This window comes from Streptomyces sp. NPDC085524, from assembly GCF_044541755.1.
GTDB lineage: Bacteria > Actinomycetota > Actinomycetes > Streptomycetales > Streptomycetaceae > Streptomyces.
In genome coordinates, this window is sequence record NZ_JBITTH010000004.1 from 347,256 (window position 1) to 360,933 (window position 13,678).

At 72.9% G+C, this 13,678-nt stretch carries 13 protein-coding genes; 10 read left to right on the forward strand and 3 right to left on the reverse strand.

Features of this window, described 5'->3' with window-relative positions; translation table 11 throughout:
* Positions 1–108: 108 nt before the first annotated feature.
* From ACIGFK_RS08540 to ACIGFK_RS08555, 4 genes are all read left to right on the forward strand, one after another.
* Positions 109–792, forward strand: coding sequence for a DUF5819 family protein (locus ACIGFK_RS08540; RefSeq protein WP_376657415.1), 684 nt, complete (start codon positions 109–111; stop codon positions 790–792).
* On the forward strand, positions 780–1,940 hold the full coding sequence (locus ACIGFK_RS08545; RefSeq protein WP_400051024.1) for an HTTM domain-containing protein: 1,161 nt from the start codon (positions 780–782) through the stop codon (positions 1,938–1,940). The genes ACIGFK_RS08540 and ACIGFK_RS08545 overlap by 13 nt, the downstream gene beginning before the upstream one ends.
* 220 nt (positions 1,941–2,160) lie before the next feature.
* Positions 2,161–2,913, forward strand: a complete 753-nt coding sequence (locus tag ACIGFK_RS08550; RefSeq protein WP_376657413.1) for a TrmH family RNA methyltransferase — start codon at positions 2,161–2,163, stop codon at positions 2,911–2,913.
* A 110-nt stretch (positions 2,914–3,023) separates the two neighbouring features.
* Positions 3,024–3,653: a hypothetical protein gene (locus tag ACIGFK_RS08555; protein WP_376657412.1), complete on the forward strand. Its 630-nt coding sequence runs from the start codon at positions 3,024–3,026 to the stop codon at positions 3,651–3,653.
* A 62-nt stretch (positions 3,654–3,715) separates the two neighbouring features.
* Here the strand turns inward: ACIGFK_RS08555 and paaN are convergent, their stop codons facing one another.
* A complete protein-coding gene (gene paaN, locus ACIGFK_RS08560; RefSeq protein WP_386467868.1) occupies positions 3,716–5,407 on the reverse strand; it encodes a phenylacetic acid degradation protein PaaN in 1,692 nt (563 codons plus the stop codon).
* 124 nt (positions 5,408–5,531) lie between these two features.
* On the opposite strand from paaN, the gene ACIGFK_RS08565 reads away from it, so the two are divergent.
* Both ACIGFK_RS08565 and ACIGFK_RS08570 read left to right on the forward strand, forming a co-directional pair.
* The gene (locus ACIGFK_RS08565; RefSeq protein ID WP_376659015.1) at positions 5,532–7,055 is read left to right on the forward strand and encodes a 3-hydroxyacyl-CoA dehydrogenase; all 1,524 of its coding nucleotides are present in this window, start codon (positions 5,532–5,534) and stop codon (positions 7,053–7,055) included.
* Positions 7,052–7,639, forward strand: coding sequence for a TetR/AcrR family transcriptional regulator (locus tag ACIGFK_RS08570; protein WP_376659014.1), 588 nt, complete (start codon positions 7,052–7,054; stop codon positions 7,637–7,639). Before ACIGFK_RS08565 ends, ACIGFK_RS08570 begins: the two co-directional genes overlap by 4 nt.
* An 80-nt stretch (positions 7,640–7,719) precedes the next feature.
* Here the strand turns inward: ACIGFK_RS08570 and ACIGFK_RS08575 are convergent, their stop codons facing one another.
* Positions 7,720–8,298, reverse strand: coding sequence for an Lrp/AsnC family transcriptional regulator (locus ACIGFK_RS08575; protein ID WP_376659013.1), 579 nt, complete (start codon positions 8,296–8,298; stop codon positions 7,720–7,722).
* 179 nt (positions 8,299–8,477) lie between these two features.
* Here ACIGFK_RS08575 and pdhA point away from each other — a divergent pair, with 179 nt between their 5' ends.
* Genes pdhA through ACIGFK_RS08590 form a run of 3 tightly spaced genes read left to right on the forward strand, consistent with a single transcriptional unit; the run spans position 8,478 to position 11,961 of the window.
* Positions 8,478–9,611, forward strand: coding sequence for a pyruvate dehydrogenase (acetyl-transferring) E1 component subunit alpha (gene pdhA / locus ACIGFK_RS08580; protein WP_376659012.1), 1,134 nt, complete (start codon positions 8,478–8,480; stop codon positions 9,609–9,611).
* Between the two features lie 47 nt (positions 9,612–9,658).
* Entirely contained in the window at positions 9,659–10,627 is a 969-nt protein-coding gene (locus tag ACIGFK_RS08585) for an alpha-ketoacid dehydrogenase subunit beta (protein WP_376659018.1), read from the forward strand.
* On the forward strand, positions 10,627–11,961 hold the full coding sequence (locus ACIGFK_RS08590; RefSeq protein ID WP_376659011.1) for a dihydrolipoamide acetyltransferase family protein: 1,335 nt from the start codon (positions 10,627–10,629) through the stop codon (positions 11,959–11,961). The genes ACIGFK_RS08585 and ACIGFK_RS08590 overlap by 1 nt, the downstream gene beginning before the upstream one ends.
* Positions 11,962–12,147: 186 nt before the next feature.
* Here ACIGFK_RS08590 and ACIGFK_RS08595 read toward each other — a convergent pair whose 3' ends face one another.
* Positions 12,148–13,125: an NAD(P)H-quinone oxidoreductase gene (locus tag ACIGFK_RS08595; protein ID WP_376659010.1), complete on the reverse strand. Its 978-nt coding sequence runs from the start codon at positions 13,123–13,125 to the stop codon at positions 12,148–12,150.
* Positions 13,126–13,227: 102 nt separating this feature from the next.
* On the opposite strand from ACIGFK_RS08595, the gene ACIGFK_RS08600 reads away from it, so the two are divergent.
* Entirely contained in the window at positions 13,228–13,656 is a 429-nt protein-coding gene (locus ACIGFK_RS08600) for a nitroreductase/quinone reductase family protein (protein ID WP_376659009.1), read from the forward strand.
* The last annotated feature ends 22 nt before the right edge of the window (positions 13,657–13,678 follow it).

Consider the following 13,678-nt stretch of genomic DNA (forward strand, 5'->3'; position numbering starts at 1 on the left):
CGCCCGACCGACCGATCGTTCGGTTCATCCTCTTCAATGGTGAGACGGCGGCCCGTAGGGTGTCAACCTCTGTGGTCAACCCTGTGGACGCCGGACGATCGGGGCGGGATGGATTCGTACGAGGACGAGAGCGCGGAAGGGGCCGCCGAGCCACCCGGTCCAGCGGCCTCGAGGGCGCCCGGGATCGCCGGTCTCTCCACGCCGTTCCGGGTCGTCGCCGCCCTCGCCCTCGGGGCCGTGGCGGTGGCCGCCTGTGCGCACATCGCGCTGGTCTTCCTGCACGTCGCCCCGTCCAACACGCTGAGCAAGCGGCATGCGAAGACGGTCGACGACTGGATCTATCCCGAGTTCGAGCAGAACTGGAAGCTCTTCGCGCCCAACCCGCTCCAGCAGAACATCGCCGTGCAGGTCCGCGCGCAGGTCCGCACCGCGGGCGGCGAGCTGGTCACCACCGACTGGCGCGACCTGAGCGCCGAGGACGGCGCGGCCATCCGGCACAGCCTGCTGCCGAGCCACACCGAGCAGAACGAGCTCCGCAGGGCCTGGGACTTCTTCACCGGCTCCCACGACGACGACAACAAGCCCAACGGGGAGCGCGGCGAGCTGTCCGAGCAGTACCTGCGGCGGATCGCGGTGAACCGGCTGACGCCGGAGCACGTGGACCGCGCGGGCGGACGCCTGCTGCGGGTCCAGCTGCGCTCGGCGACGACGTCGGTGGCCGCCCCGAAGTGGAGCGACGAGACCACCGACACCCAGACGTACTACCGGGAGCTGCCGTGGTGGACCGTGTGAGAGCCGGTCTGGCGAGGGGGCTGGAACAGGTCACGGGGCGGGCCCTGGGCCCGTACCAGAGCGCCGTCGTACGCATCGGCTTCGCCGGGACGTGGCTCTTCTTCCTGCTGCGTGAGTTCCCCAACCGCGGTGAGCTGTACGGGCCGGACGGGCCGTGGAGCTGGGCCCTCGCGGAGCGGCTGACGGCCTCCAACGGGGCCTTCAGCGTGCTGATGTGGTCCGGCTCGGAGGTGTGGTTCGAGATCGTCTACGCGGTCGCGGTGCTGGCGAGCGCCGGGCTGCTGCTGGGCTGGCGGACCAGGGCCACCTCCGTGGTGTTCATGGTCGGCGTGCTGTCGCTGCAGAACCGCAGCGTCTTCATGGGCGACGGCGGCGACAACGTCATCCACCTGATGGCGATCTACCTGGTGCTCACCCGGTGCGCGCAGGTGTGGTCGCTGGACGCGCGGCGGGCCCGGCGGTGCGGCTCGGCGACGGCGGGTGCGGCCGGGCCGCTGCTGTGGGGCGTCCTGGGCGCGGTGTACGCGTACGGGGCGGCGGCCGGTCGGTTCAGCGCGGGATGGCTGGCGGCGTTCGCGGCGGTGTGGGTGATGTGCGGGCTGTGGTGGCTGGTGGACCGCTACGAGCCGGAGGGGGAGCGGCGGGCCGTCCTGGACGTGCTGGCCAACCTGCTGCACAACGCGGGGATGCTGGTGATCATGGCGGAGGTCTGCCTGATCTACGCGACGGCGGGCTGGTACAAGATCCAGGGCTCGCGGTGGCAGGACGGCACGGCCCTGTACTACCCGCTGGGGCTGGACTACTTCACCCCGTGGCCGGGGCTGTCGGGGCTGCTGGCGGGCAGCGGGACGCTGGTGATGCTGCTGACGTACGGGACGGTGGCGGCGCAGGTGGCGTTCCCGTTCACGCTGTTCAACCGGCGGATCAAGAACGTGCTGCTCGGCGTGATGATGCTGGAGCACGCGGGGATCGCGGTGCTGCTGGGCCTGCCGTTCTTCTCGTTGGCGATGATCGCCGCTGACGCGGTGTTCCTGCCGACGGGGTTCCTGGTGTGGGCGGGGGCGCGGGTGGCGGTGCGGCGGGTCGCCCCGGCGGAGCCGGCCCTCGCCGCCGCCGCGGAGCCGGCCCCGAGTACGAGCGGCGGCTGAGCGGGGGCGGTCCCTGCGGGGCTGGTCCCCTACCCGTCTTCCGGCGCCCGGCGTGCACCTGCGAGCCGACAGGGGCCATTCCAGCCTCGCCGGCGTTTGAGGCGCGGGGTCCGGGGCGGAGCCCCAGGGAACGGCCAGGCGCACCGGGGCGGCACCGGGGCGGCACCGGGGCGGCACCGCGCGGTGGGTGGGGGGCCGGGCGGGCCTTAGGGTCGGGGGTATGAGCGATGGGCAGGGGGCCGACCAGGCCGGGCGGGAGTGGCGGGAGGCTGCCGGGGACGGCGAGGTCGTGCTGCTCGACGGGTTCCACGCGCTGAAGCACGCCCTGCGGTTCGGCGCCGACGTGCGGATGGCCGTCGCCGATGACCCGGACGCCGTACGGGCCCTGGCCCGCCAGCTGGCCCCGGACGTCGAGGCGGACGTGGCGCGACTGGTGCGGAGGGCCGACCTCAGGGAACTGCTGCCCCGCGTCCACCCCACCGGGGTCGCCGCGCTCGCCCTGCGGCCCGACCGGGCCCAGGGGCTCGCCGGACTGGGGCGGATGCCCAGGCCCGCTCCGGTCGTCGTGCTCGACAACCCCCGCAACCTCGGCAACGTCGGCGCGGTCGTCCGCCTCGCCGCAGGCTTCGGTGCCACCGGCGTCGTGACCCGCGGCGACCTCGACCCCTGGCACCCGAACGTGGTCCGGGCCGGCGCCGGGCTGCACTACGCCACCACGGTGGAGCGGATCACGCTGGACACGCTGCCGCCCGGGCCGCTCTACGCGCTCGACCCCGAGGGCGAGGACATCCGCTCCCTCACCCTGCCCGACGACGCCCTGCTCGCCTTCGGCTCGGAACGCCACGGCATCTCGCCCGAGCTGCGCGCCCGCGCCGATCACCTGGTGTCGCTGCCGATGCGGCCGCAGGTCTCCAGCTACAACCTGGCGACGAGCGTCGCGATGACCCTGTTCCACTGGGGTGGCCCCCGATAGTCCGTTCGATAATCGTCCGATAGTTCGTTCAACGGACATTCAGGCGACGTCCACGGCTCCCCCGCATCGTGGTCGTGTCGTGAAGCCGCCGTCCGCGAGGGGGACCCGCCATGGCCACCGCAACGATCACCGGGAACGTCGTCAACGTCGATGTGGAGGGGACCTGGCCGCTCCGGCTCGGCATGTCCCTGCAGCGCCACTCCTACCGCCACTGCGGCAGCAGCCCGGCCGCCGTGGCGCTCAACAGCCTCTTCCACTCGTCGGTCGCCGACGCGACGATCCTCGCCGAGGCCGTGGAGGTCGGCGAGTTCGTCGAAGGGCTGCTGCGGAAGTCGAGCGGCAGGTGGGCCGACCTGTTCGGCAAGGACCTGACGGTCCGGTCCGGCCGCACCTACCTGGTCGACAACAGCGCCCTCAACCCCAACGGCTCGCCCAACCACTTCTTCATCACGGGCGGCACCGGGGTCTGGGCGAGGATCTCCCAGGCCGACTACCTGGCCGCCCGGGACCTGCGCCGCGTCGAGGACGAGATCTCCGCCCGCCGGCTGCGGGGCGACACCTACGACTACGTGGACCCGAAGGCGCTCCACGCGAAGTCGCAGGAGCCCGGCGGCGCCGACAACCCGGTGGTGCGGGCCGTGAACGCGGCGCGCGTCAGCCTCGCCGCGGGCTCGCGCGACCAGGCGGCGCTCATCGCGGCGTCGGGCCGCGCGGACCTGGTCGCCCTCGTCCGCGGCTGAGCGCAGGAACCTGCTGCCGGGTCCCGGGCCGTGCCACCTGCACGGCCCGGGACCACGGGGCCTCAGGCCTGGCGGCGGACCTCCACCACGCGGAAGCGGTTCGAGACGAACGCGCCGTCGCAGAGCGCCGCGTTGGCCGCCGGGTTGCCGCCGGAGCCGTGGAAGTCCGAGAAGGCCGCGGTCTGGTTGACGTAGACCCCGCCGGTCAGGTTCAGGGAGAGCTGCGCGGACTCCTCCAGGCAGACCTCCTCGATCGCCCGCTCGGTGTCCGCGGAGGTGGTGTAGGCGCCGACCGTCATGGCGCCCTTCTCCCGGACCGTGCGGCGCAGCAGCTCGAGGGCGTCCGCCGTGGAGTCCACCGCGACCGCGAAGGAGACCGGGCCGAAGCACTCCGAGAGGTACGGCGCCTCCGGGTCCGGCTTGGCGGCGTCCAGCTTGACCATCACCGGGGTGCGGACCACGGCGCCCGGGAACTCGGGGTTCGCGACCTCGCGGGACGGGAGCGCGACCTCGCCGAGGGCGGCCGCGGCCTCCAGGCGGGCCTTGACGTCCGGGTTGACCAGCGCGCCGAGCAGGGCGTTGGCCCGGGCGTCGTCGCCCAGCAGGCCGCCGACGGAGGCCGCGAGGTCGGCGACGACCTCGTCGTACGTCTTGCGGCCGGCATCGGTGTCGATGCCGTCGCGCGGGATCAGCAGGTTCTGCGGGGTGGTGCACATCTGGCCGCTGTAGAGGGACAGCGCGAAGGCCAGGTTGGACAGCATGCCCTTGTAGTTGTCGGTCGAGTCGATGACGACGGTGTTGACGCCCGCCTTCTCCGTGTAGACCTGCGCCTGGCGGGCGTTGGCCTCCAGCCAGTCGCCGAACTCCGTGGAGCCGGTGTAGTCGATCAGCTTGATCTCGGGGCGGACGGCCAGCGTCTTGGCGATGCCCTCGCCCGGGCGCTCGACGGCGAGCGCGACCAGGTTCGGGTCGAAGCCGGTCTCGGCGAGGACCTCGCGGGCCACCTTGACCGTGAGGGCCAGCGGGAGGACGGCGCGCGGGTGCGGCTTGACCAGCACCGCGTTGCCCGTGGCCAGGGAGGCGAACAGGCCCGGGTAGCCGTTCCAGGTGGGGAAGGTGTTGCAGCCGATCATCAGGGCGATGCCCCGCGGGACCGCGGTGAAGGTCTTGCCGAGCTCCAGCGGCTCCTTCTTGCCCTGCGGCTTCGACCAGTCGGCCTGCGCGGGGACCCGCATCTGCTCCTCGTACGCGTACGCCACCGCCTCCAGGCCGCGGTCCTGCGCGTGGGGGCCGCCCGCCTGGAAGGCCATCATGAAGGCCTGCCCGCTGGTGTGCATGACCGCGTGCGCGAACTCGTGCGTGCGGGCGGAGATGCGCGACAGGATCTCGATGCAGACCAGGGCGCGCGCCTCGGGGCCCGCGTCGCGCCAGGCGCCCATGCCGGCCTTCATCGCGGGCAGCAGTACGTCGATGTCCGCGTGCGGGTACTCCACGCCGAGCTCCGGGCCGTACGGGGAGACCTCGCCGCCGGTCCAGCCGTCGGTGCCGGGCTGGTCCAGCTCGAACCGGGTGCCGCTCAGGGCCTGGAACGCGGCGAGCCCGTCGGCGGGGGCGGTCTCGCCGTAGGCCTTGGGGTGCTCGGGGTGCGGGGACCAGTAGGCGCGGCTGCGGATCGCGGACAGGGCCTGGTCCAGGGTGGGCCGGTGCCGTTCGGCGAGCGCGGACAGCTGGGGGACGGTGAGCTCGGCGGCCATCAGGGACCAACTCCTCGTTGAGCCGGGCGAAGGTGAGCAGACTGGAGTTAGAGTAACCGAACGATCGGTCGGGACAAGAGGGCCCGGCGGACCTGTGGACAAGTCGGTGCGGGAGGATCAGGACATGACAGCAATCGAGCGGTCCCGCACAGTGGCGGTCATCGGCGCGGGAACCATGGGGCAGGGCATCGCCCAGGTCGCCCTTCTCGCAGGTCACCGCGTGCTGATCCACGACATCGACGCCGCACTCTCCGCCGACGGGGTCTCCATGGTGCAGGACCGCGTCGAGAGGATGGCCGCCAAGGGCCGCCTCGACCGCGCCGAGGCCGAGGACGCGATCGGCCGAATCGATTCGGCCGGCTCCCTCGCGGACCTCGCCGGCGCCGCCCTCGTCATCGAGGCGATCGTCGAGAACGTCGGCATCAAGAACGCGCTGTTCAAGGCCCTCGAAGAGGTGGTTGCGCCGGACGCGCTGCTGGCCACCAACACCTCCTCCCTCTCCGTCACCGAGCTCGCCGCCGGGCTCGCGCACCCCGGCCGCTTCCTCGGCCTGCACTTCTTCAACCCGGCCCCGCTGCTCCCGCTCGTCGAGGTGGTCAGCGGTTTCGCGACCGATCCGGCCGCCGCCGAGCTCGCGTACCGCACGGTCCTCGGCTGGGGGAAGACCCCGGTCCGCTGCGCCGACACCCCCGGATTCATCGTCAACCGGATCGCCCGCCCCTTCTACGCCGAGGCCTTCGCGGTCTACGAGGAGCAGGGCGCCGACCCGGCCACCATCGACGCCGTGCTCCGCGAGAGCGGCGGCTTCAAGATGGGCCCGTTCCAGCTGACCGACCTGATCGGCCAGGACGTCAACGAAGCCGTGACCCGCTCGGTGTGGGAGTCCTTCTTCCGCAGCCCCAAGTTCACCCCGTCCCTCGCGCAGCGCCGGCTGGTCCAGTCGGGCCGCCTCGGCCGCAAGTCGGGGCACGGCTGGTACCCGTACGGCCCCGACGCGCAGGTGCCCGGCCCGCACACGGCCGGCCCCGAGGACGCCCCGGAGAAGGTCACCGTCGTCGGAGACCTCGGCCCCGCGGCGGAGCTGGCCGACCTCATGGAGGAGGCCGGGATCGCGGTCGAGGCCGTCGAGTCCGGGGGCCCGTACATCCAGCTGCCCGGCGACGGCCAGCTGGTCCTCGCGGACGGCAAGACCTCCGTGGAGTTCGCGGACGTCGTCTACTTCGACCTCGCGCTCGACTACCGGGGCGCCACCCGGATCGCGCTCTCCGCCAGCACCGACACGAGCGAGCGGACCCTGGCCGAGGCGGTCGGCCTCTTCCAGAAGCTCGGCAAGCAGGTCTCCGTCATCGGCGACGTCCCCGGCATGATCGTCGCCCGGACCGTCGCGATGCTGATCGACCTGACGGCCGACGCCGTCGCCCGCGGAGTCGCCACCGCCGAGGACATCGACACGGCGATGCGTCTCGGGGTCAACTATCCGGTGGGCCCGGCCGAATGGCACGACCGGCTGGGCCGGGACTGGGCGTACGACCTGCTGCACCACCTGGACGAGCGCTGCCCGGGCGGCCGGTACGCGCCCTCGCTCGCCCTGTTCAAGCTGGGCTACGAGGCGGGCGAGGACGAGGACGATACGGGGGAGACGGAATGACCACGGTCAAGCGGGACACCTACACGCCCGAGACGCTGCTGTCCGTCGCCGTCCAGGTCTTCAACGAGCGTGGATACGACGGCACTTCGATGGAGCACCTCTCCAAGGCCGCCGGCATCTCGAAGTCCTCGATCTACCACCACGTCACCGGCAAGGAGGAGCTGCTGCGCCGCGCCGTCAGCCGCGCCCTCGACGGCCTCTTCGGGATCCTGGAGGAGCCGGGCGCCGTAGGGGGCCGCGCGGTCGAGCGCGTCGAGTACGTCACGCGCCGCACCGTCGAGGTGCTGGTCTCCGAGCTGCCGTACGTGACGCTGCTGCTGCGCGTCCGCGGCAACACCCGCACCGAGCGCTGGGCGCTGGAGCGCCGCCGCGAGTTCGACCACCAGGTGGCGGACCTCCTCAAGGCCGCCGCGGCCGACGGCGACCTGCGCGCGGACGTGGACATCCGGCTCGCCACCCGGCTGCTCTTCGGCATGGTGAACTCCCTGGTCGAGTGGTACCGCCCCCACCCGGGCACGAGCCACGCCCAGCTCGCCGACGCGGTGGTCCACATGGCCTTCGACGGGCTCCGCACGGCCCGCTGAGCGGCCCGGACGCGCTTCCGCCGGTAAGGGCCGGCAAAGGCCGGTAGAGCGCCGTCGGCCGGTTGCGTCGCCCGGACGGCCTAGTCCTCCGAGATCGGCGGGGCGGGGAGCCGGCCCGGGCCCGGGTCCAGGAGGTCCGTTTCCTCGAAGACCAGCAGGGTGCGGGTCGAGAGGACCTCCGGGATGGCCTGGAGGCGGGTCAGGACCAGTTCGCGCAGGGTGCGGTTGTCCGGGGTGTGGACCAGCAGGAGGACGTCGAAGTCGCCGCTGACGAGGGCGATGTGGGCGGCGCCCGGGAGCTCGCGGAGCTGTTCGCGTACCGTGCGCCAGGAGTTCTGGACGATCTTCAGCGTGATGTAGGCCGAGGCGCCCTGGCCTGCCCTTTCGTGGTTGACGCGGGCCGTGAACCCGCGGATCACCCCGTCGTCGATGAGCCGGTTGATCCGGGCGTAGGCGTTCGCGCGCGAGACGTGCACCTGTTCGGCCACGGAGCGTATCGAGGTGCGGCCGTCCGCCTGGAGCAGTCTGATGATCGACCGGTCGATCGGATCCAGGGGGCGGGGTGCGGCGGGTGCTGCCGGTGGGGCCGCGGGGGCCGCAGGGGTGCCTCCCGGTGGGGCCGGTGTGGGAACCGCTCCGGCCATTTGTTCATCCGGCATTGCCCGATGCCTCCCTCTCCTGGACGTCCTGCATCCATCCCAGAGCCCCGGCGCCCGTTTGTCCACAGCCTGGAGCCGCCTGTAGCCAAATTGCGCGGACAACCGAACAATCGGTAGGTGAGGCGTCTCACACCCGAGCCGTCGCCCTGCCCGCTTCCCACGAGGAGGTGTACGCCGCCATGACGGTCCAAGAGCTGCCCGGTGCCGGTGCGTCCCACCGTTCCACCCCGCCCGCCTGGAGGCCCCGTACGGACGCCGCTCCGCTGCTGCCCGACGCCGAGCCCTACCGGGTCCTCGGCACGGCGGCGGCCGAGCGGCTGGACCCCGCGCTGATGCGCCGCTGCTACGCCGAGCTGGTGCGCGGCCGCCGCTACAACGCCCAGGCCACGGCACTGACCAAGCAGGGCCGGCTCGCCGTGTACCCCTCGACCGTCGGGCAGGAGGCCTGCGAGATCGCGGCCGCGATGGTGCTGGAGGACCAGGACTGGCTCTTCCCGAGCTACCGCGACACCCTGGCGGCCGTGGCCCGCGGACTGGACCCGGTGCAGGCCCTCACGCTGCTGCGCGGCGACTGGCACACCGGCTACGACCCCCGTGAGCACCGGATAGCCCCGCTCTCCACCCCGCTCGCCACCCAGCTGCCGCACGCGGTGGGCCTGGCCCACGCCGCCCGGCTGCGCGGCGACGACGTCGTCGCGCTGGCCATGGTCGGCGACGGCGGCACCAGCGAGGGCGACTTCCACGAGGCGCTGAACTTCGCCGCCGTCTGGCAGGCCCCCGTCGTCTTCCTCGTGCAGAACAACGGCTTCGCTATATCCGTCCCGCTCGCCAAGCAGAGCGCCGCCCCGACGCTGGCGCACAAGGCCGTCGGATACGGCATGCCCGGCCGGCTGGTCGACGGCAACGACATCGCGGCCATGCACGAGGTGCTGGCCGAAGCCGTCCGGCGCGCCCGGTCCGGTGGCGGTCCGACCCTGATCGAGGCCGTCACCTACCGGATGGAGGCCCACACGAACGCCGACGACGCGACCCGCTACCGGGGAGACGCCGAGGTCGAGGCCTGGAAGGCGCACGACCCGATCGAGCTGCTGGAGCGCGAGCTGACCGCCCGCGGGATCCTCGACGAGGCGGGCGTGCAGCAGGCGCGCGACGACGCCGAGGCGATGGCGGCGGCCCTGCGCGAGGGGATGAACGCGGACCCCGTGCTGAACCCGATGGACCTGTTCGAAAACGTCTACGCGGAGCAGACCGGCCTGCTGCGCGAGCAGGCGGCCATGCTGCGTGCCGAGCTCGAAGCCGGGGACCAGGAGTGACGACGGTGGCGGCGAAGTCCGCGAAGTCGGGCGTCAAGCCCGCGACCATGGCCCAGGCCCTGACCCGGGCCATGCGCGACGCGATGGCCGAGGACCCGACGGTCCACGTCATGGGCGAGGACGTCGGCACGCTCGGCGGGGTCTTCCGGATCACCGACGGGCTCGCGAAGGAGTTCGGCGAGGACCGCTGCACGGACACCCCGCTCGCGGAGGCCGGAATCCTGGGCGCGGCCGTCGGCATGGCCATGTACGGGCTGCGGCCGGTCGTGGAGATGCAGTTCGACGCGTTCGCGTACCCGGCCTTCGAGCAGCTGATCTCGCACGTCGCGAAGATGCGCAACCGCACCCGCGGCGCCATGCCGCTGCCCATCACCATCCGGGTGCCGTACGGCGGCGGGATCGGCGGCGTGGAGCACCACTGCGACTCCTCCGAGGCGTACTACGTGGCCACGCCCGGCCTGCACGTGGTGACCCCGGCGACCGTCGAGGACGCGTACGGGCTGCTGCGCGCGTCGATCGCGAGCGACGACCCGGTGGTCTTCCTGGAGCCCAAGCGGCTGTACTGGTCCAAGGCGGACTGGTCCCCGCAGGCGCCGACGGCCGTTCCCGGCATCGGGAAGGCGCTGGTGCGCCGGACGGGCACGAGCGCCACGCTGATCACCTACGGGCCCTCGCTGCCGGTGTGCCTGGAGGCGGCGGAGGCGGCCCGCGAGGAGGGCTGGGACCTGGAGGTCGTGGACCTGCGCTCGCTCGTGCCCTTCGACGAGGAGACGGTCGTGCAGTCCGTACGCCGGACCGGGCGCGCCGTGGTGGTCCACGAGGCCAGCGGCTTCGGCGGACCGGGCGCGGAGATCGCCGCCCGCATCACGGAGCGGTGCTTCCACCACCTGGAGGCGCCGGTGCTGCGCGTGACGGGCTTCGACATCCCGTACCCGCCGCCGATGCTGGAGAAGCACCACCTGCCCGGTGTCGACCGGATCCTGGACACCGTGGCCCGCCTGCAGTGGGAGAACTGATGGCGCAGGTAATGGAGTTCAAGCTTCCCGATCTCGGGGAGGGCCTGACCGAGGCCGAGATCGTGCGCTGGCTGGTGGCGGTGGGCGATGTCGTCGCCATCGACCAGCCCGTGGTCGAGGTCGAGACGGCCAAGGCGATGGTGGAGGTTCCGTGCCCCTACGGCGGTGTCGTCACCGCCCGCTTCGGGGAGGAGGGCACGGAACTCCCCGTCGGGGCGCCGCTGATCACCGTGGCGGTGGGGGCGCAGACCGTGCCGGTCGAATCCGCCGCCCCCGGGGAGGAGCCCTCGGGCTCCGGCAACGTGCCCCGGCCCCTGATCGGTTACGGCTCGGACGACTCGCGCCCGGCGCGTCGGCGACGGGTGCGACCCGTCACCGCCGCGGTCTCGGCGCCGGTCGTTCCGGCCGTCCCGGCGGCTCCTGCGGCTCCCGTGGTTCCTGTGGCACCCGTGGCTCCGGCCGGGCCCGTTCCGGTCATCTCGCCGCTGGTGCGCAAGCTGGCGCGGGACGGCGGGATCGACCTGCGCGGGCTGTCGGGGTCGGGGCCGGACGGCCTGATCATGCGGGCGGACGTCGAGAAGGCGCTGGCGGCCCTGCGGGCCCCGGAGCCGGTCGCCGTCGCCACCGCCGCCCCTTCGCGGGCGGAGGGGGTCCGCGTGCCGCTCAAGGGCGTGCGCGGGGCGGTCGCGGAGAAGCTGTCGCGCAGCCGGCGGGAGATCCCGGACGCCACCTGCTGGGTCGACGCGGACGCCACCGAACTGATGGCGGCGCGGGCCGCGATGAACGCGGTGGGCGGGCCCAAGATCTCGGTGCTGGCGCTGCTGGCCCGGATCTGCACGGCCGCGCTCGCGAAGTACCCGGAGCTGAACTCCACGGTGGACCTTGCGGCGAACGAGATCGTCCGGCTGCCGTCGGTGCACCTGGGCTTCGCCGCGCAGACGGAACGCGGGCTCATGGTCCCGGTGGTCCGGGACGCGCACGCGATGAACCCGGAGGCCCTGTCGGCGGAGTTCGCCCGCCTGACGGAGCTGGCGCGGGGCGGGAAGCTGTCCCCGGCGGACCTCACCGGCGGGACGTTCACCCTCAACAACTACGGGGTGTTCGGGGTCGACGGCTCGACGCCGATCATCAACCACCCGGAGGCGGCCATGCTCGGCGTGGGCCGCATCATGGCGAAGCCGTGGGTGCACCGGGGGGAGCTGGCGGTCCGGCAGGTCGTACAGCTGTCGCTGACCTTCGACCACCGGGTGTGCGACGGGGGGACGGCGGGCGGGTTCCTGCGGTACGTCGCGGACTGTGTGGAGTCGCCGGCGGTGCTGTTGCGTTCGCTGTAGCGGGGGTGTGGGCGGGTGCGGGTGCGGTGCCGCTGCGCGGAGCTGCTCCCCGCCCCGCCCTTCCTCCGTTCCCCGGGCTCTGCCCGGACCCGTTCAAGACCCGGGGCTCCGCCCCGGACCCCGCGACTCGAACGCCGGCGGGGCTGGTGTTTCCGCCCGGCGGCGTTCGAGCCCCCGCAGTGGCGGTCAGGTCGTGAGCAGGACCTTGCCCACGTGGGTGCTCGCCTCCAGGACGCGGTGCGCCTCGGGCGCCCGGGCCATGGGGAACACCTCGTGGACCACCGGGCGGACCCGGCCCGCCGACACCAGGGGCCACACGTGTTCCCGTACGGCCGCGACGATCGCCGCCTTCTCCTCCAGCGGGCGGGCCCGCAGCGAGGTGGCGGTGATCGCGGCGCGCTTGGCGAGCAGGGCGCCGAGGTTCAGCTCGGCCTTCAGCCCGCCCTGGAGGCCGATCACCGCGAGCCGGCCGTTCACGGCCAGGGCCGCCACGTTCCGCTCCAGGTACTTCGCGCCCATGATGTCCAGGATCACGTCCGCCCCGGAACCACCGGTCGCCGCCTTGATCTCCTCCACGAAGTCCTGCTCGCGGTAGTCGATCAGGATGTCCGCGCCCAGTTCCGCGCAGCGGTCGAGCTTCTCCTTGCTGCCCGCCGTCACCGCCACCCGCGCGCCGACCGCCTTCGCGAGCTGGATGGCCGTCGTCCCGATGCCGCTGGAGCCTCCGTGGACGAGGAGGGTCTCGCCGGGGCGCAGTCCGGCCACCATGAACACGTTGGACCACACCGTGCAGACGGTCTCGGGCAGAGCGGCCGCCGTCACCAGGTCCAGGCCCGCCGGGACCGGCAGCAGCTGGCCCGCCGGGACGGCCACCTTCTGCGCGTACCCGCCGCCCGCCAGCAGGGCGCAGACCTCGTCGCCCACCGCCCAGCCGGAGACCCCCGGCCCGATCGCGGCGATCCGCCCGGAGCACTCCAGGCCGGGGTAGGGGGAGGAGCCGGGCGGGGGATCGTAGAACCCCTGCCGCTGCAGGAGGTCGGCGCGGTTCACGGCGCTCGCCGCGACCTCGACGAGGACCTCGCCCTCGCCCGCCACCGGATCGGGTACGTCGGTCCAGACGAGGGCCTCGGGGCCGCCGGGCTGCTCGATGGTGATCGCATGCATGGCCCGGAGGCTACGCGAAGCCGCCCGCGCGGCCCAAGCACCTGGGATCCTTGGGGGCGCTGGACGGGACGGAATCATCAACTTCCTTGGAGGGAAGCCGACATGTCCGAAGAGCGTTTACAGCGCAATCAGCTGGTGATCGACGAGTTCCGCGCCGCCGGCGGGGTGGTGGGCGGGGACTTCGCCGGGCTTCCGCTGCTGCTCCTCACCACCACCGGCGCCCGCAGCGGCGAGTCGCGCACCATGCCGATGGCCTATCTGCGCGATGGGGAAAGGCTGGTGGTGTTCGCGGCCAACGGCGGCCGTGAAAACCGCCCGGGGTGGTACTACAACCTGCTCGCAGACCCCTCTGCACGTGTCGAGGTCGGCACCGAGGCGTACGGGGTGACGGCGGTGGAGACCGACGGCGCGGAGCGGGAGCGGCTCTGGGAACTCCAGCTGAAGCACACCCCGTTCCTCGCGGATCTCCAGGAGCGGGCCGGCCGCCGGGTCCCGGTCATGGCGTTGAGCCGGACGGACGGCGCCGCGTAGCGCACACCCGCCGACCCTGGGC

Excerpts from the sequence above, each read along its gene's own strand:
- ACIGFK_RS08540 (WP_376657415.1), top strand. The coding sequence starts at position 109 with ATGGATTCGTACGAGGACGAGAGCGCGGAAGGGGCCGCCGAGCCACCC.
- ACIGFK_RS08550 (WP_376657413.1), top strand. The coding sequence starts at position 2,161 with ATGAGCGATGGGCAGGGGGCCGACCAGGCCGGGCGGGAGTGGCGGGAG.
- ACIGFK_RS08555 (WP_376657412.1), top strand. The coding sequence starts at position 3,024 with ATGGCCACCGCAACGATCACCGGGAACGTCGTCAACGTCGATGTGGAG.
- paaN (WP_386467868.1), bottom strand. The coding sequence starts at position 5,407 with ATGGCCGCCGAGCTCACCGTCCCCCAGCTGTCCGCGCTCGCCGAACGG.
- ACIGFK_RS08565 (WP_376659015.1), top strand. The coding sequence starts at position 5,532 with ATGACAGCAATCGAGCGGTCCCGCACAGTGGCGGTCATCGGCGCGGGA.
- ACIGFK_RS08570 (WP_376659014.1), top strand. The coding sequence starts at position 7,052 with ATGACCACGGTCAAGCGGGACACCTACACGCCCGAGACGCTGCTGTCC.
- ACIGFK_RS08575 (WP_376659013.1), bottom strand. The coding sequence starts at position 8,298 with ATGCCGGATGAACAAATGGCCGGAGCGGTTCCCACACCGGCCCCACCG.
- pdhA (WP_376659012.1), top strand. The coding sequence starts at position 8,478 with ATGACGGTCCAAGAGCTGCCCGGTGCCGGTGCGTCCCACCGTTCCACC.
- ACIGFK_RS08585 (WP_376659018.1), top strand. The coding sequence starts at position 9,659 with ATGGCCCAGGCCCTGACCCGGGCCATGCGCGACGCGATGGCCGAGGAC.
- ACIGFK_RS08590 (WP_376659011.1), top strand. The coding sequence starts at position 10,627 with ATGGCGCAGGTAATGGAGTTCAAGCTTCCCGATCTCGGGGAGGGCCTG.
- ACIGFK_RS08595 (WP_376659010.1), bottom strand. The coding sequence starts at position 13,125 with ATGCATGCGATCACCATCGAGCAGCCCGGCGGCCCCGAGGCCCTCGTC.
- ACIGFK_RS08600 (WP_376659009.1), top strand. The coding sequence starts at position 13,228 with ATGTCCGAAGAGCGTTTACAGCGCAATCAGCTGGTGATCGACGAGTTC.